Source organism: Streptococcus mitis (assembly GCF_003942995.1).
GTDB lineage: Bacteria > Bacillota > Bacilli > Lactobacillales > Streptococcaceae > Streptococcus > Streptococcus mitis_CV.
This window is the reverse complement of sequence record NZ_RJOH01000025.1, coordinates 1-21,257: the sequence shown is the minus strand read 5'-3', so window position 1 is coordinate 21,257 and position 21,257 is coordinate 1. Positions and strand designations below refer to the sequence as shown.

The 21,257-nt window shown below is 37.0% G+C and carries 21 protein-coding genes and 2 pseudogenes; 20 read left to right on the top strand and 3 right to left on the bottom strand.

The features are described from left to right. The first annotated feature begins 163 nt into the window (after nt 1-163). The 14 genes from D8836_RS10205 (at nt 164) to D8836_RS10135 (ending at nt 14,585) form a co-directional block, all read left to right on the top strand. Nucleotides 164-616, top strand: a complete 453-nt coding sequence (locus D8836_RS10205; RefSeq protein WP_084888752.1) for a YhcH/YjgK/YiaL family protein — start codon at nt 164-166, stop codon at nt 614-616. Between the two features lie 18 nt (nt 617-634). Continuing rightward, entirely contained in the window at nt 635-1,972 is a 1,338-nt protein-coding gene (locus D8836_RS10200; RefSeq protein WP_084888750.1) for an ABC transporter substrate-binding protein, read from the top strand. Nucleotides 1,973-2,050: 78 nt separating this feature from the next. Then, nucleotides 2,051-2,935: a carbohydrate ABC transporter permease gene (locus D8836_RS10195; protein WP_000237988.1), complete on the top strand. Its 885-nt coding sequence runs from the start codon at nt 2,051-2,053 to the stop codon at nt 2,933-2,935. Beyond that, nucleotides 2,935-3,768 (top strand): carbohydrate ABC transporter permease, encoded by an 834-nt coding sequence (locus D8836_RS10190; RefSeq protein ID WP_000730332.1) that lies wholly within the window; start codon nt 2,935-2,937, stop codon nt 3,766-3,768. The genes D8836_RS10195 and D8836_RS10190 overlap by 1 nt, the downstream gene beginning before the upstream one ends. A 16-nt stretch (nt 3,769-3,784) precedes the next feature. After that, on the top strand, nt 3,785-5,878 hold the full coding sequence (gene nanB, locus D8836_RS10185; protein ID WP_125393916.1) for a neuraminidase NanB: 2,094 nt from the start codon (nt 3,785-3,787) through the stop codon (nt 5,876-5,878). Between the two features lie 11 nt (nt 5,879-5,889). Further along, nucleotides 5,890-6,993, top strand: coding sequence for a Gfo/Idh/MocA family protein (locus D8836_RS10180; protein WP_084954457.1), 1,104 nt, complete (start codon nt 5,890-5,892; stop codon nt 6,991-6,993). Nucleotides 6,994-7,165: 172 nt separating this feature from the next. Beyond that, a complete protein-coding gene (locus D8836_RS10175) occupies nt 7,166-7,864 on the top strand; it encodes an N-acetylmannosamine-6-phosphate 2-epimerase (RefSeq protein WP_001135679.1) in 699 nt (232 codons plus the stop codon). 114 nt (nt 7,865-7,978) lie between these two features. Then, nucleotides 7,979-9,307 carry an ABC transporter substrate-binding protein gene (locus tag D8836_RS10170; RefSeq protein WP_125393915.1) on the top strand — a complete coding sequence of 443 codons (1,329 nt, stop codon included), beginning with the start codon at nt 7,979-7,981 and terminating at the stop codon, nt 9,305-9,307. Nucleotides 9,308-9,528: 221 nt separating this feature from the next. Continuing rightward, the gene (locus D8836_RS10165; RefSeq protein ID WP_153198773.1) at nt 9,529-10,395 is read left to right on the top strand and encodes a carbohydrate ABC transporter permease; all 867 of its coding nucleotides are present in this window, start codon (nt 9,529-9,531) and stop codon (nt 10,393-10,395) included. A 15-nt stretch (nt 10,396-10,410) separates the two neighbouring features. After that, complete coding sequence (locus D8836_RS10160) at nt 10,411-11,250, top strand: carbohydrate ABC transporter permease (RefSeq protein WP_033676563.1); 840 nt, start codon at nt 10,411-10,413, stop codon at nt 11,248-11,250. 226 nt (nt 11,251-11,476) lie between these two features. Then, a complete protein-coding gene (locus D8836_RS10150; RefSeq protein WP_125393914.1) occupies nt 11,477-11,929 on the top strand; it encodes a NanQ anomerase/TabA/YiaL family protein in 453 nt (150 codons plus the stop codon). A gap of 19 nt (nt 11,930-11,948) precedes the next feature. Further along, nucleotides 11,949-12,593: a YesL family protein gene (locus tag D8836_RS10145; protein WP_060628657.1), complete on the top strand. Its 645-nt coding sequence runs from the start codon at nt 11,949-11,951 to the stop codon at nt 12,591-12,593. A 172-nt stretch (nt 12,594-12,765) separates the two neighbouring features. Further along, the gene (locus D8836_RS10140; protein WP_001281493.1) at nt 12,766-13,683 is read left to right on the top strand and encodes a dihydrodipicolinate synthase family protein; all 918 of its coding nucleotides are present in this window, start codon (nt 12,766-12,768) and stop codon (nt 13,681-13,683) included. A 17-nt stretch (nt 13,684-13,700) separates the two neighbouring features. Then, nucleotides 13,701-14,585, top strand: coding sequence for an ROK family protein (locus D8836_RS10135; RefSeq protein WP_125393913.1), 885 nt, complete (start codon nt 13,701-13,703; stop codon nt 14,583-14,585). A 25-nt stretch (nt 14,586-14,610) separates the two neighbouring features. Here the strand turns inward: D8836_RS10135 and D8836_RS10130 are convergent. After that, nucleotides 14,611-15,305, bottom strand: a pseudogene (locus D8836_RS10130) (IS630 family transposase); the annotation flags it as partial. A gap of 144 nt (nt 15,306-15,449) precedes the next feature. Here D8836_RS10130 and D8836_RS10125 point away from each other — a divergent pair. Continuing rightward, on the top strand, nt 15,450-15,647 hold the full coding sequence (locus tag D8836_RS10125; protein ID WP_239667053.1) for a DUF5966 family protein: 198 nt from the start codon (nt 15,450-15,452) through the stop codon (nt 15,645-15,647). Between the two features lie 42 nt (nt 15,648-15,689). Here the strand turns inward: D8836_RS10125 and D8836_RS10120 are convergent, their stop codons facing one another. Both D8836_RS10120 and D8836_RS10115 read right to left on the bottom strand, forming a co-directional pair. Next, a complete protein-coding gene (locus D8836_RS10120) occupies nt 15,690-17,060 on the bottom strand; it encodes a sensor histidine kinase (protein ID WP_049500913.1) in 1,371 nt (456 codons plus the stop codon). Next, a complete protein-coding gene (locus tag D8836_RS10115; protein ID WP_049500915.1) occupies nt 17,057-17,755 on the bottom strand; it encodes a response regulator transcription factor in 699 nt (232 codons plus the stop codon). Before D8836_RS10115 ends, D8836_RS10120 begins: the two co-directional genes overlap by 4 nt. A 467-nt stretch (nt 17,756-18,222) precedes the next feature. On the opposite strand from D8836_RS10115, the gene D8836_RS10100 reads away from it, so the two are divergent. From D8836_RS10100 to D8836_RS10080, 5 genes and pseudogenes are all read left to right on the top strand, one after another. Continuing rightward, nucleotides 18,223-19,134, top strand: a complete 912-nt coding sequence (locus D8836_RS10100; protein WP_080976359.1) for an ABC transporter ATP-binding protein — start codon at nt 18,223-18,225, stop codon at nt 19,132-19,134. A gap of 5 nt (nt 19,135-19,139) precedes the next feature. After that, complete coding sequence (locus D8836_RS10095) at nt 19,140-19,889, top strand: ABC transporter permease (RefSeq protein ID WP_049500917.1); 750 nt, start codon at nt 19,140-19,142, stop codon at nt 19,887-19,889. Continuing rightward, the gene (locus tag D8836_RS10090; protein WP_125393911.1) at nt 19,886-20,614 is read left to right on the top strand and encodes an ABC transporter permease; all 729 of its coding nucleotides are present in this window, start codon (nt 19,886-19,888) and stop codon (nt 20,612-20,614) included. The genes D8836_RS10095 and D8836_RS10090 overlap by 4 nt, the downstream gene beginning before the upstream one ends. A gap of 56 nt (nt 20,615-20,670) precedes the next feature. Then, nucleotides 20,671-20,973: a DUF5962 family protein gene (locus D8836_RS10085; RefSeq protein WP_125393910.1), complete on the top strand. Its 303-nt coding sequence runs from the start codon at nt 20,671-20,673 to the stop codon at nt 20,971-20,973. A 13-nt stretch (nt 20,974-20,986) separates the two neighbouring features. Further along, nucleotides 20,987-21,257, top strand: a pseudogene (locus D8836_RS10080) (DUF5966 family protein); the annotation flags it as partial.

The following is a 21,257-nucleotide window of genomic DNA, read 5'->3' as shown; positions in this document are numbered from 1 at the left end:
AAGATATGTAATAAATAATTTTCTTGGAGTTTATCATAGGTAAGAAACGGAGACAAATTCTTAATAGAATTGAGAATTAACATATCGTAAATTATATATTTTTAAAATAGGGAGTGTGGTGCTGCTATATATAAATAAAAATTTGTAGAAAGGAGGATACGGTATGATTATTACAAAAATTAGTCGTTTAGGAACTTATGTGGGAGTAAATCCACATTTTGCAACATTAATAGATTTTCTAGAAAAAACAGGACTAGAAAATTTAACAGAAGGTCCGATTGATATCGATGGTGATCGATTGTTTGGGAATTGCTTTACTTATCTAGCAGATGGTCAAGCAGGGGCTTTCTTTGAAACACATCAAAAATATTTGGATATTCATTTAGTTTTGGAAAACGAAGAAGCCATGGCTGTTACGTCGCCGGAAAATGTAAGCGTTACCCAAAAATATGATGAAGAAAAAGATATTGAATTATACACAGGGAAAGTGGAACAGTTAGTTCATTTGAGAGCTGGCGAATGCCTCATCACTTTTCCAGAAGATTTACATCAACCGAAGGTTCGTATAAATGATGAACCTGTGAAAAAAGTTGTCTTTAAAGTTGCGATTTCTTAATGTAGAAAGGGAAGAACAATGAAAAAAATGAGAAAGTTTTTATGTCTAGCTGGAGTTGCTTTAGCAGCCGTTGCCTTGGTGGCTTGCTCAGGAAAGAAAGAAAATACAGCTGACACTGAACCACCGACAGAATTATCTGGTGAGATTACGATGTGGCACTCCTTTACTCAAGGACCACGTTTAGAAAGTATTCAAAAATCAGCAGATGCTTTCATGCAAAAACATCCAAAAACGAAAATCAAGATTGAAACATTTTCTTGGAATGACTTCTATACTAAATGGACTACAGGTTTAGCAAATGGAAATGTGCCAGATATCAGTACAGCCCTTCCTAACCAAGTAATGGAAATGGTAAACTCAGATGCTTTGGTTCCGCTAAACGATTCTATCAAGCGTATTGGACAGGATAAATTTAACGAAACTGCCCTAAATGAAGCAAAAATTGGAAATGATTACTACTCTGTTCCTCTTTATTCACATGCACAAGTCATGTGGGTTAGAACAGATTTGTTAAAAGAACATAATATTGAGGTTCCTAAAACTTGGGATCAACTCTATGAAGCTTCTAAAAAATTGAAAGAAGCTGGAGTTTATGGCTTGTCTGTTCCGTTCGGAACAAATGACTTAATGGCAACACGTTTCTTGAACTTCTATGTTCGTAGTGGTGGTGGAAGTCTCTTGACAAAAGATCTTAAAGCAGATTTGACAAGCCAACTTGCTCAAGATGGTATTAAATACTGGGTTAAAATGTATAAAGAAATCTCACCTCAAGATTCTTTGAACTTTAATGTCCTTCAACAAGCTACCTTGTTCTACCAAGGAAAAACAGCATTTGACTTTAACTCTGGCTTCCATATTGGAGGGATTAATGCCAACAGTCCTCAATTGATTGATTCGATTGATGCTTATCCTATTCCAAAAATCAAAGAATCTGATAAGGACCAAGGAATTGAAACCTCAAACATTCCAATGGTTGTTTGGAAAAATTCAAAACACCCAGAAGTTGCTAAAGCATTCTTAGAATCACTTTATAATGAAGAAGACTACATTAAATTCCTTGATTCAACTCCAGTAGGTATGTTGCCAACTATTAAGGGAATTAGCGATTCTGCAGCCTATAAAGAAAATGAAACTCGTAAGAAATTTAAACATGCTGAAGAAGTGATTACTGAAGCTGTTAAAAAAGGTACTGCTATTGGTTATGAAAATGGACCAAGTGTACAAGCTGGTATGTTGACTAACCAACACATTATTGAACAAATGTTCCAAGATATCATTTCAAATGGAACAGATCCTATGAAAGCAGCAAAAGAAGCAGAAAAACAATTAAACGATTTATTTGAGGCTGCTCAGTAGATGTAAAAGACTAGAAAATAGGTGGGCTAGTGAGCTGAAAAGCCCTAGCCCAATCTTGTAAAAGAAGGGAGAAGGAGAATGGTTAAAGAACGTAATTTAACTCGCTGGATATTTGTTTTGCCAGCTATGATTATCGTAGGATTACTCTTTGTTTATCCGTTTTTCTCGAGTATTTTTTATAGCTTTACCAATAAGCATTTGATTATGCCTAATTATAAATTTGTTGGTTTAGCTAACTATAAAGCTGTGCTATCAGATCCCAACTTCTTTAATGCGTTCTTTAATTCAATTAAGTGGACCGTTTTCTCATTAGTTGGTCAAGTTTTAGTAGGGTTTGTATTGGCTTTAGCTCTTCACAGAGTACGCCACTTCAAGAAATTATATAGGACCTTATTGATTGTTCCTTGGGCATTTCCTACCATCGTTATTGCCTTTTCTTGGCAGTGGATTCTAAACGGGGTTTATGGTTACTTACCTAATCTCATCGTAAAATTAGGTTTAATGGAACATACGCCTGCATTTTTGACAGATAGTACATGGGCATTCCTATGTTTGGTGTTTATCAACATTTGGTTTGGAGCGCCGATGATTATGGTTAATGTGCTTTCAGCTTTGCAAACAGTACCAGAAGAACAATTTGAGGCTGCTAAGATAGATGGTGCTTCAAGTTGGCAAGTGTTCAAATTTATCGTCTTTCCACATATTAAAGTGGTTGTAGGGCTTCTAGTTGTTTTGAGAACTGTATGGATCTTTAATAACTTTGACATTATCTACCTAATTACTGGTGGTGGACCAGCCAATGCTACAACGACACTTCCAATTTTTGCCTACAACCTAGGTTGGGGAACTAAATTGTTGGGTCGTGCTTCAGCAGTTACAGTATTGCTCTTTATATTCTTGGTGGCAATTTGCTTTATCTACTTTGCTATCATCAGTAAGTGGGAAAAGGAGGGTAGAAAATAATGAAGAAGAAATCCGGTATTTATTTAGATATTCTCTCACATGTACTCTTGATTGGTGCGACCATCGTTGCAATTTTCCCATTGGTATGGATTATCATATCTTCTGTCAAAGGTAAAGGGGAATTAACTCAGTATCCAACACGATTTTGGCCTGAACAATTTACATTAGATTATTTCACTCATGTTATCAACGACTTGCACTTTATTGATAATATTCGAAACAGTTTGATTATTGCCTTAGCTACAACCGTTATTGCGATTATTATTTCGGCTATGGCAGCCTATGGTATTGTTCGATTTTTCCCTAAATTGGGAGCAATCATGTCGAGACTACTCGTCATTACCTACATTTTCCCACCAATTTTGTTAGCAATTCCCTATTCAATTGCCATTGCTAAAGTTGGATTAACAAATAGTTTATTTGGCTTGATGATGGTTTATCTATCTTTTAGTGTTCCATATGCAGTTTGGCTCTTAGTTGGATTTTTCCAAACAGTTCCAATTGGAATTGAAGAAGCAGCTAGAATTGATGGTGCAAATAAATTTGTTACTTTTTATAAAGTTGTACTACCGATTGTAGCACCAGGTATTGTAGCAACAGCTATTTATACATTTATCAATGCTTGGAATGAATTCCTGTATGCTTTGATTTTGATTAACAATACAGGAAAGATGACAGTAGCAGTAGCCCTTCGTTCACTTAATGGTTCAGAAATACTAGACTGGGGAGATATGATGGCAGCATCTGTTATTGTAGTTCTTCCATCAATCATTTTCTTCTCAATTATCCAAAATAAGATTGCAAGTGGATTGTCAGAAGGATCTGTGAAGTAGACGAAAGAAGGAAAAAATGAATAAGAGAGGTCTTTATTCAAAACTAGGAATTTCTGTTGTAGGAATTAGTCTTTTAATGGGAGTCCCCACTTTGATTCATGCGAATGAATTAAACTATGGTCAACTGTCCATATCTCCTATTTTTCAAGGAGGTTCATATCAACTGAACAATAAGAGTATAGATATCAGCCCTTTGTTATTAGATAAATTATCTGGAGAGAGTCAGACGGTAGTAATGAAATTTAAAGCAGATAAACCAAACTCGCTTCAAGCTTTGTTTGGTCTATCTAATAGTAAAGCAGGTTTTAAAAATAATTACTTTTCAATTTTTATGAGAGATTCTGGTGAGATAGGTGTAGAAATAAGAGATGCCCAAAAAGGAATAAATTATTTATTTTCTAGACCAGCTTCACTATGGGGAAAGCATAAAGGACAGGCAGTTGAAAATACACTCGTATTTGTATCAGATTCTAAAGATAAGACATACACAATGTATGTTAATGGTATAGAAGTGTTCTCTGAAACAGTTGATACATTTTTACCAATTTCAAATATAAATGGTATAGATAAGGCAACACTAGGAGCTGTTAATCGTGAAGGCAAGGATCATTACCTCGCAAAAGGAAGTATTGATGAAATCAGTCTATTTAATAAAGCAATTAGTGATCAGGAAGTTTCAACTATTCCCTTGTCAAATCCATTTCAGTTAATTTTCCAATCAGGAGATTCTACTCAAGCTAACTATTTTAGAATACCGACATTGTATACATTAAGCAGTGGAAGAGCTCTATCAAGTATTGATGCACGTTATGGTGGAACTCATGATTCTAAAAGTAAGATTAATATCGCCACTTCTTATAGTGATGATAATGGGAAAACGTGGAGTGAGCCAACTTTTGCTATGAAGTTTAATGACTATGAGGAGCAGTTGGTTTACTGGCCACGAGATAATAAATTAAAGAATAGCCAAATTAGTGGAAGTGCTTCATTTATAGATTCATCCATTGTTGAAGATAAAAAATCTGGGAAAACGATATTATTAGCTGATGTTATGCCTGCTGGTATTGGAAATAATAATGCAAATAAAGCTGATTCAGGTTTTAAAGAAATAAACGGTCATTATTATTTAAAACTAAAGAAGGATGGAGATAATGATTTCCGTTACACAGTTAGAGAGAATGGTGTCGTTTACGATGAAAGGACTAATAAACCTACAAATTATACTGTAAATGATAAGTATGAAGTTTTGGAGGGAGGTAAGTCTTTAACAGTCGAACAATATTCGGTTGATTTTGATAGTGGTTCTTTAAGAGAAACACACAATGGAAAACAGGTTCCTATGAATGTTTTCTACAAAGACTCTTTATTTAAAGTGACTCCTACTAATTATATAGCAATGACAACTAGTCAGAATAGAGGAGAGAGTTGGGAACAATTTAAGTTATTGCCTCCGTTTTTAGGAGAAAAACATAATGGAACTTACTTATGTCCCGGACAAGGTTTAGCATTAAAATCAAGTAACAGATTAATTTTTGCAACATATACTAGTGGCGAACTAACTTATCTCATTTCTGATGACAGTGGTCAAACATGGAAGAAATCCTCAGCTTCAATTCCGTTTAAGAATGCGACAGCAGAAGCGCAAATGGTTGAAATGAGAGATGGTGTGATTAGAACATTCTTTAGAACTACTACAGGTAAGATTGCCTATATGACTAGTAGAGATTCTGGAGAAACATGGTCGGAAGTTTCGTATATCGATGGAATTCAACAAACTTCATATGGTACACAAGTATCTGCAATTAAATACTCTCAATTAATTGATGGGAAAGAAGCAGTCATTTTGAGTACACCAAATTCTAGAAATGGCCGCAAGGGAGGTCAATTAGTTGTCGGTTTAGTCAATAAAGAAGATGATAGTATCGATTGGAAGTACCACTATGATATTGATTTGCCTTCGTATGGTTATGCCTATTCTGCGATTACAGAATTGCCAAATCATCACATAGGTGTATTGTTTGAAAAATATGATTCATGGTCGAGAAATGAATTGCATTTAAGCAATGTAGTTCAGTATATAGATTTGGAAATTAATGATTTAACAAAATAAAGGAGAAAAACATGGTTAAATATGGTGTTGTTGGAACAGGATATTTTGGGGCTGAGTTAGCTCGTTATATGCAAAAGAATGATGGAGCAGAGATTACTCTTCTCTATGATCCAGATAATGCAGAAGCAATTGCAGAAGAATTAGGAGCAAAAGTAGCAAGCTCCTTAGATGAGTTGGTTTCTAGCGATGAAGTAGATTGTGTTATTGTCGCAACTCCAAATAATCTTCATAAAGAACCAGTTATTAAGGCCGCACAACATGGTAAAAATGTTTTCTGTGAAAAACCAATTGCGCTTTCTTATCAAGATTGTCGCGAGATGGTAGATGCATGTAAAGAAAACAATGTAACCTTTATGGCAGGACATATTATGAACTTCTTCAATGGTGTCCATCATGCAAAAGAACTAATTAATCAAGGAGTTATAGGAGACGTTCTATATTGTCACACAGCTCGTAATGGTTGGGAAGAACAACAACCGTCAGTATCATGGAAAAAAATTCGTGAAAAATCAGGTGGTCACTTGTATCACCATATTCATGAATTGGATTGCGTGCAATTCCTTATGGGGGGAATGCCTGAAACTGTAACCATGACAGGTGGAAATGTAGCCCATGAAGGTGAAAATTTCGGTGATGAAGATGATATGATTTTTGTTAATATGGAATTTTCTAATAAGCGTTTTGCCTTGTTAGAATGGGGGTCAGCTTATCGTTGGGGTGAACATTATGTTTTGATTCAAGGAACGAAAGGTGCTATCCGCTTAGACTTATTCAACTGTAAAGGAACTCTTAAGCTAGATGGACAAGAAAGTTATTTCTTGATTCATGAATCGCAAGAAGAAGATGATGATCGGACTCGTATCTATCATAGTACAGAGATGGACGGAGCAATTGCTTATGGTAAACCAGGTAAACGTACTCCATTATGGTTATCATCTGTCATTGACAAAGAAATGCGCTATCTGCATGAGATTATGCAAGGAGCTCCAGTATCAGAAGAATTTGCAAAATTGTTGACAGGTGAAGCGGCTCTAGAAGCAATTGCTACTGCAGATGCTTGTACAAAATCTATGTTTGAAGATCGTAAAGTAAAACTGTCTGAAGTTGTACAATAAACATTGGTATTCTCCTAAAAAAATTCAAACAGGCCTGCTGAAAGTACTTTCAGCAGGCCTGTTTGAATTAAATAACTTTTGAAACTGAAATCTATTCTACTACAAAGTATTGAAAGCGCTTTAAAAATAATATATAATAAACCTATAAAAACAAAGAAAAGGAGGAAAGAGGATGCCACAGATTACTAAAGAAGCCTTGATTGCACAAATCAAAGATGGAATCATCGTTTCTTGTCAGGCTCTTCCTCACGAACCGCTTTATACAGAAGCGGGAGGAGTCATTCCCTTGCTGGTCAAAGCGGCTGAGCAAGGTGGAGCAGTTGGTATCCGAGCAAACAGTGTTCGCGATATCAAGGAAATCAAGGAGGTTACCAACCTTCCAATCATTGGGATAATTAAACGAGATTATCCACCGCAAGAACCCTTCATCACTGCTACTATGAAAGAAGTTGATGAATTAGCAGAACTGGACATAGAAGTGATTGCTCTGGATTGTACCAAGCGTGAACGCTATGATGGTTTGGAGATCCAAGAGTTCATTCGTCAGGTTAAGGAGAAATATCCTAACCAGCTCTTGATGGCTGATACAAGTACTTTCGAAGAAGGATTGGCAGCTGTTGAAGCAGGAATTGACTTTGTCGGAACAACCTTATCAGGATACACATCTTACAGTCCAAAAGTGGATGGTCCCGATTTTGAATTAATTAAAAAACTCTGTGATGCCGGTGTAGATGTCATTGCAGAAGGGAAAATTCATACACCAGAACAAGCCAAACAAATCCTTGGATATGGAGTGCGAGGCATCGTTGTAGGTGGCGCTATTACTAGACCAAAAGAGATTACAGAACGCTTCGTTGCTGGTCTTAAATAACACAATTTTAAAACAGAGGAGAGTGGTGGATGCGTCGAATGAAATGAAAACGTATACAAATGCAATCTTACTCATTATCCAATATGGATACGCTTATCAATTAGGAGAATACAAATGAAATTTAGAAAACTAGCTTGTACAGTACTTGCGGGTGCTGCGGTTCTTGGCCTTGCTGCATGTGGTAATTCTGGTGGTAGCAAAGATGCTGGAAAATCTGGTAGCGACAGTGGAAAAACAGAAATCACTTGGTGGGCATTCCCAGTCTTCACACAAGAAAAAACTGGTGACGGTGTTGGAACATATGAAAAATCAATCATCGAAGCTTTTGAAAAAGCAAATCCAGATGTAAAAGTGAAATTGGAAACCATCGACTTCAAGTCAGGACCTGAAAAAATCACAACAGCTATCGAAGCTGGAACTGCACCAGACGTACTTTTTGACGCACCAGGACGTATCATCCAATACGGTAAAAACGGTAAATTGGCTGAGTTGAACGACCTCTTCACAGATGAATTCGTCAAAGATGTTAACAACGAAAATATCGTACAAGCAAGTAAAGCTGGGGACAAAGCTTACATGTATCCAATCAGTTCAGCTCCATTCTACATGGCTATGAACAAGAAAATGTTGGAAGAGGCTGGAGTTGCAAACCTTGTAAAAGAAGGTTGGACAACTGATGATTTTGAAAAAGTTTTGAAAGCGCTTAAAGACAAAGGCTACACACCAGGTTCATTGTTCAGTTCTGGTCAAGGGGGAGACCAAGGAACACGTGCCTTCATCTCAAACCTTTACGGCGGTTCTGTAACAGATAAAGATGTAACAAAATATACAACTGATGATCCTAAATTCGTCAAAGGTCTTGAAAAAGCAGCTGGCTGGATCAAAGACGGTTTGTTGAACAATGGTTCACAATTTGACGGTGGAGCAGATATCCAAAACTTTGCCAACGGTCAAACATCTTACACAATCCTTTGGGCACCAGCTCAAAACGGTATCCAAGCTAAACTCTTAGAAGCAAGTAAAGTAGAAGTGGTAGAAGTACCATTCCCATCAGATTCAGGTAAACCAGCTCTTGAATACCTTGTAAACGGATTTGCAGTATTCAACAACAAAGACGACAAGAAAGTTGCAGCATCTAAGAAATTCGTTCAATTTATCGCGGATGACAAAGAATGGGGTCCAAAAGACGTTGTTCGTACAGGTGCCTTCCCAGTTCGTACTTCATTTGGCAAACTTTATGAAGACAAACGTATGGAAACAATCAGTGGTTGGACTAAATACTACTCACCATACTACAACACTATCAATGGTTTTGCTGAAATGAGAACACTTTGGTTCCCAATGTTGCAATCTGTATCAAATGGTGACGAAAAACCAGCGGATGCTTTGAAAGCCTTCACTGAAAAAGCTAACGAAACAATTAAAAAAGCTACAAAACAATAAGCACTAAATCAGATTGACTCCTCCCTTTTCCCTGTGCATAGTCTATGTAAGAAAAGGGAGGATTTTGTTTGAAATGTAAGGGACTGTCACAAAATTAAAATGAAGTTCTTACATAAGCGAATCTTAAAAAATTTCATTTTGATTTTAAAACAGTTCAAGAAAATCCAAAATATTTTATTTGTGAAAGAGAGGTGCCGACTGTGAAAGTCAATAAAATTCGTATGCGGGAAACAGTGATTTCCTACGCTTTCCTAGCACCAGTATTATTCTTCTTTGTCATCTTTGTATTGGCTCCTATGATTATGGGATTCATTACAAGTTTCTTTAACTACTCAATGACTAAATTTGAGTTTGTAGGCTTGGACAACTATGTTCGCATGTTTAAAGACCCTGTCTTTATGAAGTCTTTGATCAATACCGTTATTCTGGTTATTGGATCTGTACCAGTTGTTGTTCTATTCTCACTCTTTGTAGCATCTCAGACCTATCATCAAAATGCCATTGCCAGATCCTTCTATCGTTTCGTCTTCTTCCTTCCTGTTGTAACAGGTAGTGTTGCCGTAACAGTTGTTTGGAAATGGATTTATGACCCACTATCAGGGATTCTAAACTTTGTCCTTAAGTCAAGCCACATCATCAGCCAAAACATTTCTTGGTTGGGAGATAAAAACTGGGCGTTGATGGCGATTATGATTATTCTTTTGACTACATCTGTTGGTCAGCCGATTATCCTTTATATCGCAGCCATGGGAAATATTGACAATTCATTGGTAGAAGCAGCTCGGGTTGACGGTGCGACTGAATTGCAAGTTTTCTGGAAGATTAAATGGCCTAGCCTCCTTCCAACAACACTTTACATCGCAATCATTACAACAATCAACTCATTCCAGTGTTTCGCCTTGATTCAGCTTTTGACTTCAGGTGGTCCAAACTACTCAACAAGTACACTTATGTACTACCTTTACGAAAAAGCCTTCCAGTTGACAGAGTACGGCTATGCCAACACAATCGGTGTCTTCTTGGCAGTGATGATCGCTATCGTAAGCTTTGTTCAATTTAAAGTACTTGGAAACGACGTAGAATATTAAAGAAAGGAGACAGCTATGCAATCTACACAAAAGAAACCTTTAACAGCTTTCACTGTTATTTCAACTATTATCTTGCTCTTGTTGACCGTGCTGTTCATCTTTCCATTCTACTGGATTTTGACAGGTGCCTTCAAATCACAACCGGATACAATCGTTATTCCACCACAATGGTTCCCTAAAATGCCAACTATGGAGAACTTCCAACAACTTATGGTGCAAAACCCTGCTATGCAGTGGATGTGGAACTCTGTGTTTATCTCATTGGTAACCATGTTCTTAGTTTGTGCAACCTCTTCTCTAGCAGGTTATGTTTTGGCTAAAAAACGTTTCTATGGTCAACGTATTCTATTTGCCATCTTTATCGCTGCCATGGCGCTTCCAAAACAAGTTGTCCTTGTGCCATTGGTACGTATCGTCAACTTCATGGGAATCCATGACACTCTTTGGGCAGTTATCTTGCCTTTGATTGGATGGCCATTCGGGGTCTTCCTTATGAAACAATTCAGCGAAAACATCCCTACAGAGTTGCTTGAATCAGCTAAAATCGACGGTTGTGGTGAGATTCGTACTTTCTGGAGCGTAGCCTTCCCGATTGTGAAACCAGGATTTGCAGCCCTTGCAATCTTTACCTTCATCAATACATGGAACGACTACTTCATGCAGTTGGTTATGTTGACTTCACGTCAAAACTTGACCATCTCACTTGGGGTTGCAACTATGCAAGCTGAAATGGCAACCAACTATGGTTTGATCATGGCAGGTGCCGCTCTTGCAGCAGTTCCAATCGTAACAGTCTTCCTAGTCTTCCAAAAATCTTTCACTCAGGGTATTACTATGGGAGCGGTCAAAGGTTAATACTCTGCGAAAATTGAATTCAAACTACGTCAGCGTCACCTTGCCATACTTAAGTATTGCCTGCGGTTAGCTTCCTAGTTTGTTCTTCAATTTTCATTGAGTATAAGAGAATACAGAGTTATAAGTGTCTACAAAATGTAGGGTATTTGCTTACCTTAGAGATTTTGTTAGACACTTATCAACTTAAGAATAATTTTAGTTAACTATCAGAAACGAAGGAAAGAGTATGATTTTTGACGATTTGAAAAACATCACCTTTTACAAAGGAATTCATCCCAATCTAGACAAGGCTATCGACTATCTCTACCAGCATCGTAAAGATTCATTTGAATTAGGTAAGTATGAGATTGACGGGGACAAGGTCTTTCTAGTTGTGCAGGAAAATGTCCTCAATCAAGCTGAAAATGATCAATTTGAGCATCATAAAAACTATGCAGATTTGCATTTGCTGCTAGAAGGACATGAATATTCGAGCTACGGTTCACGTATCAAAGACGAGGCAGTAGCATTCGACGAAGCAAGTGACATTGGCTTTGTTCATTGTCATGAACACTACCCACTCTTGTTGGGTTATCACAATTTTGCGATTTTCTTCCCAGGAGAACCGCACCAGCCGAATGGCTATGCAGGTATGGAAGAGAAGGTTCGCAAATATCTCTTTAAAATTTTGATTGATTAAAAAATCAGGAGGAGCAAATATGGCACAAAAAGGAGTAAGCCTTATCAAGGCAGCATTTGATACAGATAACTTTCTCATGCGTTTTAGTGAGAAGGTCTTGGATATCGTGACAGCCAATCTTCTTTTTGTCGTCTCTTGTTTGCCCATCGTGACGATTGGAGTGGCTAAAATTAGTCTCTACGAGACTATGTTTGAGATTAAGAAGAGTAGACGTGTGCCTGTCTTTAGAATCTATTTAAGAGCTTTCAAGCAAAATCTGAAACTAGGTCTTCAGTTAGGTCTGCTTGAGTTGGGCATTGTCTCATTAAGCCTTCTAGACCTCTATCTCTTCTGGGGTCAGACAGCTATGCCTTTCCAAATGGTGAAAGCTATCTGTCTAGGCGTTCTTATCTTCCTCACTATCGTGATGTTGGCTAGCTATCCCATAGCTGCACGCTATGATTTGACTTGGAAAGAAGTCTTACAAAAAGGACTTATCTTGGCAAGTTTTAACTTTCCTTGGTTCTTCCTCATGTTAGCTATTCTCTTTCTTATTGTGATGGTTCTTTATCTGTCCGCCTTCACTTTACTTTTAGGTGGTTCAGCCTTCCTGCTTTTTGGGTTTGGGCTCTTGGTCTTTCTCCAGACTGGATTGATGGAGAAAATTTTCGCAAAATACCAATAGGATGGCTTGTCTATGAAACTACTTTCAAGCCATAAACATTTCAAAATTCATATCGAAACTAAAATCTAAGTGTACACAAGATATTGAAAGCGTTTTTCATAAGGTGTATACTAAAAACGTAAAGAATAAATCCTGCTTTTAGCAGAAAAAAAGAAATCTTAGGAGAAAATCTATGTCAGATTTAAAAAAATACGAAGGTGTCATTCCAGCCTTCTACGCATGTTATGATGATCAAGGAGAAGTAAGTCCAGAGCGTACGCGTGCCTTGGTTCAATACTTCATTGATAAAGGTGTTCAAGGTCTTTATGTCAATGGTTCTTCTGGTGAATGTATCTACCAAAGCGTTGAAGATCGCAAGTTAATTTTGGAAGAAGTCATGGCGGTAGCCAAAGGTAAATTGACTATTATTGCCCACGTTGCTTGCAACAATACCAAAGATAGTATGGAACTTGCTCGCCACGCAGAAAGCTTGGGTGTAGATGCCATTGCAACGATTCCACCAATTTACTTCCGCTTGCCAGAATACTCAGTTGCTAAATATTGGAACGATATCAGTTCTGCAGCTCCAAATACAGACTATGTGATTTATAACATTCCTCAATTGGCAGGGGTTGCTTTGACTCCAAGCCTTTACACAGAAATGTTGAAAAATCCACGTGTTATCGGTGTTAAGAACTCCTCTATGCCAGTTCAAGATATCCAAACCTTTGTGAGCCTTGGTGGGGAAGACCATATCGTCTTCAACGGTCCAGATGAGCAGTTCTTAGGTGGACGTCTCATGGGAGCTAAAGCTGGTATCGGTGGTACTTATGGTGCTATGCCAGAACTATTCTTGAAACTCAATCAGTTGATTGCTGACAAAGACTTGGAAACAGCCCGTGAATTGCAATATGCAATCAATGCAATCATTGGTAAATTGACTGCTGCACATGGAAATATGTACGGTGTGATTAAGGAAGTCTTGAAGATCAATGAAGGACTGAACATTGGTTCTGTTCGTTCACCATTGACACCAGTGACTGAAGACGATCGTCCAGTTGTAGAAGCAGCTGCAGCCTTGATTCGTGAAACCAAGGAGCGCTTCCTCTAATCCATAAGGAGGTATTTATGACACACTACGTTGCAATTGATATCGGAGGAACCAACATCAAATATGGTTTGATCGACCAAGAAGGCCAACTTGTTGAATCGCATGAAATGCCAACAGAGGCGCATAAGGGTGGACCTCATATCTTACAAAAAACCAAAGATATCGTAGCCAGCTATTTAGAACAAGGCCCAGTAGCAGGTGTTGCTATTTCTTCTGCAGGAATGGTGAATCCAGATAAGGGTGAGATTTTCTATGCCGGGCCTCAGATTCCAAATTATGCAGGAACCCAGTTCAAGAAGGAAATCGAGACTAGCTTTAATATTCCTTGTGAAATTGAAAATGATGTCAACTGTGCAGGTCTTGCTGAAGCGGTATCTGGTTCAGGCAAGGGAGCGAGTGTGACACTTTGCTTGACTATTGGAACCGGTATCGGTGGTTGCTTGATTATGGATGGGAAAGTCTTCCATGGTTTTAGCAATTCAGCCTGCGAAGTCGGTTATATGCATATGCAGGATGGTTCTTTCCAAGATCTTGCTTCTACGACAGCCTTGGTGGAGTATGTAGCAGTAGCTCATGGAGATTCAGTTGACCAGTGGAATGGCCGACGCATCTTTAAGGAAGCTACCGAAGGCAACAAGATTTGTATGGCTGGTATTGACCGCATGGTAGACTATCTAGGAAAAGGTCTGGCAAATATTTGTTATGTGGCCAATCCAGAAGTGGTTATTCTAGGTGGCGGTATTATGGGGCAAGAGGCTATCCTCAAACCAAAAATTCGCACAGCCTTAAAAGATGCCTTGGTGCCAAGCTTAGCAGAAAAAACACGGTTAGAATTTGCCCATCACCAAAATACAGCAGGAATGTTGGGTGCTTACTATCATTTCAAGACAAAACAATCCTAGTTTGGCCCAGCCAAACTAGGATTTTCTAGGTACGACGGGCATATAGTTCATCTGTGTTGTATAGTAAATTGAAACAAGAACAAGACAAAAGAGCCTCAAAAAAAGTATTGCAACTTGGTAATACTTTTTTGAGGTGCTTTTTGATATGAGTCCATGTTTTCTCAATCAGGATTGTACTCAGGTGAGTAGGGAGGAAGAGGTAAAAGTTTATGCCCAAACTCTTCACACAAGAGTTCTAGCTTACCCATTCTATGGAATCTTGCATTATCCATAATAATAACTGATGGTATATTTAATATTGGTAAGAGAAACTTCTGAAACCAAGCTTCAAAAAAGTCGCTCGTCATTGTTTCTTCGTAAGTCATTGGAGCGATTAACTCACTATTTGTTAGCCCTGAAACCAAAGAAATCCTCTGATATCTTCTTCCAGATACTTTACCTCTTATTATCTGACCTTTTAATGAGTGACTATATTCTCGATAAAAATAAGTATCGAATCCTGTTTCATCAATATAAACAGGTACTAGGTGATTTAAACTATTAAAATTTTTAAGAAATAAAGCTACTTTTTCTGGATCTTGTTCATAGTAGGTGTGGTTCTTTTTTTCGAGTGTATCCCATAGCTTTGAGAGCATAGTGGATAGTAGTTGGATGACAGTCAAATTCAGAAGCTATTTCAGTCGAATAAGCGTCTGGATTGTCAGTAAGATGGTTTTTGAGACATCTGCTAGGACGCAGACTTTTATCGTCGCATGGTAGACTAGGAGGAGCCTTATGACAGATTTTCTGATTCTTCCTCTTATTCTCATAGTCGTGGGCATGATTGCCTTGATTCTCTAGATTCTCATAGTTCTGGCTAGTGGATTGTTTTTAATTGGACTAGCCTGTGCTACTCTCTTTACTGAGGTATATGGATTCTATCTTCTCTTTACAGAGACTGAACTTTACACGGAAGATTTAGCACAGAATGGATTATTTGGTTTTACGACTTTCTTTATCATCTTTAACCTTGCTTTGCTTGTCTTGGCAGGTTGGGCAGGGTATAAGTGGAAGATAAGATGAATAAAATGGAGAAAACTCTAATGGTTCTTCTCCATTTTTTATCTAATTAGTAATGTTGAAAATCGGAAGTGAAATGATACTTTCAAAGAATTCATTTTGGACACTAGCAAACGAAATAGAGCCCTGATGCAAATCAACAATTTGTTTTGAAATTTTTAGCCCAATTCCAGTCGTTCTAATTTTAGAAATATCAATGTTTTTAAAAGATAATTCATTAAGTTCAGTAATTTTTTCTGGTGAAGCTCCCTGTCCATTATCTTTGATTTCGACAATTACATTTGTATCTTTTTTGAATAAGTAGATTCTTATTGTGCACCCCTTTTCGTTATGTAAAACAGAGTTGTAGATGATATTATGGATAACTCTCGTGATTAAAAACTGCTCAATCATGATAGATTGATTAACAAGTGAACAATCGTAATCAAATTCAAATTCAAATTCATTCCAGATTTCTTGATTTAAAATATGGATGAGAATGTCTTTGAAGAAGGGGATAATTTTTGTTTCAGTCTGATTTAATTGAAGATGACCGGATGAAAGGCGGGCTACTATATTTAAGTCATTTAAAATATTTTGGATGTAATAGGATTCTGTCAATATTGGGCGAATATGCTTTTTAGACTGTGTATCTAGTTCAGAATCATTTAACAAGGACGCGTTAGAAATGATGACAGAAAGAGGTGTTTTGATATCGTGTGCAATTCCTGAAATCCATTGCTCTTTAAAGACTTCATTCTCTTTGAGTAGAGTATCGGTTTGATTAATTGCAGTTGTAAGATATTCTAGTTCTGATATAGAATTTATTGGATTTTTCAAACCATCTGGGAGATTCTGAATAGCAGTTACAAGAGGCGCAATTTTACGATTGATATGCGTCACACCATAGTAGTAAAGAAAAGCGAAATAAAGGCAGTTGAAAAGCAATACTCCAAATGCTACTAGTGGAATTAGGCGAATACTATCTATATCTAAGTAATTATAACTATAACGAGCAATTTTATCTTTTGGAAAACCAACAACAATGATGTAGCCACCTTTTATCTGACTAAAAACAGGATAATCTGAAAGATAATAGCGAGAAAACTGTAAAATGTCCCCATAGTCAAATTGCGAAGGAATTTCTGTAGGTTTATACTGTTCGTACACTTGTTTTCCAGTCTGCTTATCCAATACCATTAGCCATAACTCTTGTTCTTTTAGACTAGAGATATCTTTTTTAGGTATGTGGACGTTATTTTTTGTGATGGTAATGTGTTCAGAAATTATTTTTACAGTCTCAGTAGCAGTTTGCTTTTCCCTAATGTAGAAAACAAAACTGGCAATTAGAATAATATTGGTAATAAAGATAATGATGGAAAAAAAGATAAATTTCTTTAGTGAATACCTTAAAATTTTGGTTTGGTTCATAATCATGATAACAATTTATATCCCAGCCCTTTAGCTGTCTTTAAATATTGAGGTTTTGAAGGATTTTCTTCTATTTTTTCTCGAATTTTCCGAATATGTACAGTCAAAGAGTTTTCATAACCAAAGCTATCCACTCCCCAAATCGTATCACAGAGAGATTCAGTTGAAACGATGTAATTTTTATTATCGTAAAGTTTTTTCAAAATCTTAATTTCAATTGGTGTAATAGAAATTTCTGCTCCATTCTTTTGTACTGTTGCATTCCGAAAACTTACCAAAGTCTGTCCAATCTGTATTGCTTCCTGTTCTGATTTATAGCTTCTCCTGAGCAGAGCCATAATACGATAGATAAGATTTTTTGGAATGAAGGGTTTTACGACATAATCATCACCACCAGCATTGAAACCAGCTACCTCATCTTCAGGATTATTTTTGGCAGTCAGAAAGAGGATAGGAGTATCGCCTTTTTGTCGGATATGTTTTGCTAATGTGTAGCCATCACCATCGGGGAGCATAATGTCCAAAAGGAAAAGGTCGAACTGTTCTGTTTCAATCATGTTCAAACTAGATTCTATATCATAGGCTGATGTTAGATTGGAAAATCCGTAGGCAATGAGAATATCTCTTATGGAAGAGTTTAAAATTTTATCGTCATCAATGATAAGGATGTGCTTATTCAGGAGTTGTTGTTCGAAATTCATAATCTTACCTCGCTTATCTATATTATACCATTTAAAAGAATGAAAAAAGCAAGATACTTTAATCTTAATGTAAAATTAAGGTTAGCTTAGTTTAAATTTAATCTAGCATGTCTATAATAAAGACATAACCTAGATAGAGATACTTTTCAAATAAATTTTAATCAGTGAGGTATTTCCAAATGGCTAAACAACAAATGAATCTCGATGAGATTGAAGTAATGAATTCTCTTCAAGAATGAACTCTTGAAGAACTTGATAACGTTCTTGGTGCTGGTAGTGGAATAATTCATTTTATTCAGACAAAACAATGGTAATAGTGAGTCACCAATTAGATATTGTGAATTATGTTGATTCTATCATTTTTGTTGATAAGAGTAGTAGAGATGTTATCAAAGATACTCATGATAATTTGATTTATAGAAATCAAAATTATAGAAAATTATTTGGTTTAAAGGAGGAAGTTCATAATGATTAGTAATGTTTTACAGATAAAAAACTTACAAAAGGCATTTAAGGACACTCAGGTAGTTAACCTTAGTTCCTTATCAGTTCAACAAGGGGAGATTTATGGTTTTCTAGGTCCAAATGGAGCTGGTAAAACAACCACAATGAAGATGATTTTGTCTTTGATTTCTCGTACAGCTGGGGAGATTGAAGTGTTCGGTCAATCTATAGGTACGGACAAGCAGTATCTTAATCAAATTGGCTCTATGATTGAAGAACCGTCTTATTATCCTAATTTGACAGGCTATGAAAATCTCTTGGTCTTCCAAAAAATCCTTGGATTTGATCAGAAAAATATTCAGGAAACCTTGAAAATTGTGGGGTTAGATCAACCTAAAAACAAGAAAAAATTGGTTAAAGATTATTCTTTGGGTATGAAACAGCGCTTGGCTTTAGCCTTTGCCTTAGTCAAGAAACCGCGTTTGTTGATACTGGATGAGCCAACAAATGGGCTAGACCCAGCAGGGATTCATGAAATTCGGGAACTGATTATCAAGTTGGCAAAGGAACAGGGCATTACTGTCTTCATCTCTACCCATATCCTTTCTGAAGTAGAGCATATAGCTGACCGTGTGGGGATTATCAATCATGGTCAACTGGTTTACGAGGGAGAAATTCGTAAAATTCAGTCCAATAAATGGCTGGAAGTGCGTGGGGATTTTAGAGGTCGACGTGAAGCCATTAGCCAAGTGTTATTTGGTTATCCGTGCAAGATGTTGGAGATACAAGAGGATAAACTCAAGCTGACTAACCTTGCCGATCAGCAGATTTCTAGTTTGTTACGAGATTTAATAGTCGAGAAAGTTCCAATTTATGAAGTGAAGCAAGAACAAGAAACCTTGGAATCTATCTTCCTCAACTTAACCAAGGAGTGAGTCTTATGTTGAATAATTTGTCTATTGAATTGCTCAAGGCAAAACGAACCAAATCCTTCCTCATTAGCATACTAGTTATGGGAGTCGGATTTGCTTGGGCAATTGCAGCCGCTACACGCTACCTAAGTAATCCAGACATGCACCAGATTAGCCTAATTTTCTATATGATAAAAGAAGTAAATGGCTTGATTCTCCCTATTGTGATTGCTCTCTTTGTATCGCGGATTGTCAAGAACGAGAAGGAGGGCAACACTTTCAAACTGCTTTTGGCAAATGGTGAAAATGTACGGCATATCTTTCTGAGTAAGCTTGGACTGACCATGTTCATTTTGACCTTTCTCGCTTTTTTGGAGGGAGTAGTAGCCCAGTTGATTGCAATCTTATCAGGTCTAGAAATGCCTGTTAGCCTAATCCTCTGGCAAATCGTCATTTTCTTGCTAGCCTCTTTTGTCTTAACCTGTCTGTTTTTGACTTTGCAGTTTTTACTGAAGAAGCAGGCATTGATACTGGCATTAGGGATTTTCGGAGGATTTCTTGGAGTTGGATTTGGTCATGCACCAGCTTTTCTACAGCTGATTTCCCCTTTTGGTGGTATAGGATATCTGTCTCTGGTGGATTACCAGCAAGTCGCCAGTCAAGTGAGTTATGTTTTTGCGACAAACCTAGGATTTAAACTATTTACATATTTGCCAATAGCCCTAATCTATCTCTTCTTATCTCTCTATCTGGTTGAAAAGAAAGGAGGTAAGCTATGATGTCTTATCTATCAGTAGAATGGCGGAAAACTAAAAAATTTTCCATGTTGATGATTGGTATTTGCTTATTAGCTTTTTGTAGCCTGATTGGTCTTGGGATTTACTTTGGTGCAGCTTATTCTATGGTTGAAGAAAGTGAAAAAGTGCCTGTTTTATGGGGACAATTGACCTTCTATTATAGCCAGCTTTTCTTTCCGATTTTGGTCAGCCTTTATGTAGCCATGATGTTAGGAAAAGAGTTTGATAGAAAAAATATTGAATTTCTCAGAGCTAATAATGTCAGTCTTGGGAAATTATTGTTGGCAAAAGAAATAGTAATTATCTTGTTTATTGCTGTTTTACAGTTGTTCTTGTTTGGTATTTTTTATGTCAGTGCTCACCTAGCTCATTTAGAAATTTCTAATTTATTCACCTACCTCAAGTGGGATTTATTGGGGATTTTTGGAACAATTAGTATGATGGCAGTACAGTTTTTTGTGACAGCTAAAACTCGTGTTTTCAGTAAATCTGTGGGAATTGGTGCTATTGGTACTTTCGTAGGATTTATGATGATTTTTGTATCAGATAAATTATCTTTAATCTATCCCTACTCCCAAGCTATGGTGGCAATGCGGTCACGGAATTTGATAGACTTTAATTTAGTGGAAATATTGCTGTTTATCATTGTAAATATTCTTCTATGGGGGATTTTTCATACATTGAGTAATAAAGAATTGCATAAGTAATGCGAAGACTCTTCGGAGTCTTTTTCTTGTGATAAAAGCTCCAAGATTTATCCGGTATGCTTGACCTAGTTTTTATAGAAAGAAGGTCAAATCATCAATTAGAAGAGGCCTTAGTACAGGGATTTCAAACACCTGAAGAATACCAAGCTTACAAGGAGCTAAAGGAACATTATGAGGAATTGACGGGGGATTACAGTCTTTCTAAACGAGAACTCACTAGTCAACTGGAAATCGCTCTTCAGAATCATCGAGGTGTTGACTTTGAAGAACATGAGAAAGAGGAGTATTTGGACTTAGTTCAAAAGCTAGAGGAATTTGATTCCTCTCTTGCCACACATTATCGTCAATTGATTGACTAGGAAGGAGAAAGTCATGAATGATTTACTCCTTATACCAGTAATTTTTTTAGCAGTAGGAGGAATTCTCATTCTTTTATGGAGACTCTTTCTTATTGCAAGTGGACTTTTCCTTATTGGTTTTGTCAGTTTTCTTATTTTCGTTGAGGGCTATTGAATTTATCTTCTCTTTACAGAGACTTAACCTTACACGGCAGATTTAGCTCAAAATGGATTATTTAGTTTTACGACTTTCTTTATCATCTTTAATTTAGTTTTACTTGCTTTAGCATGCTGGACAGGATATA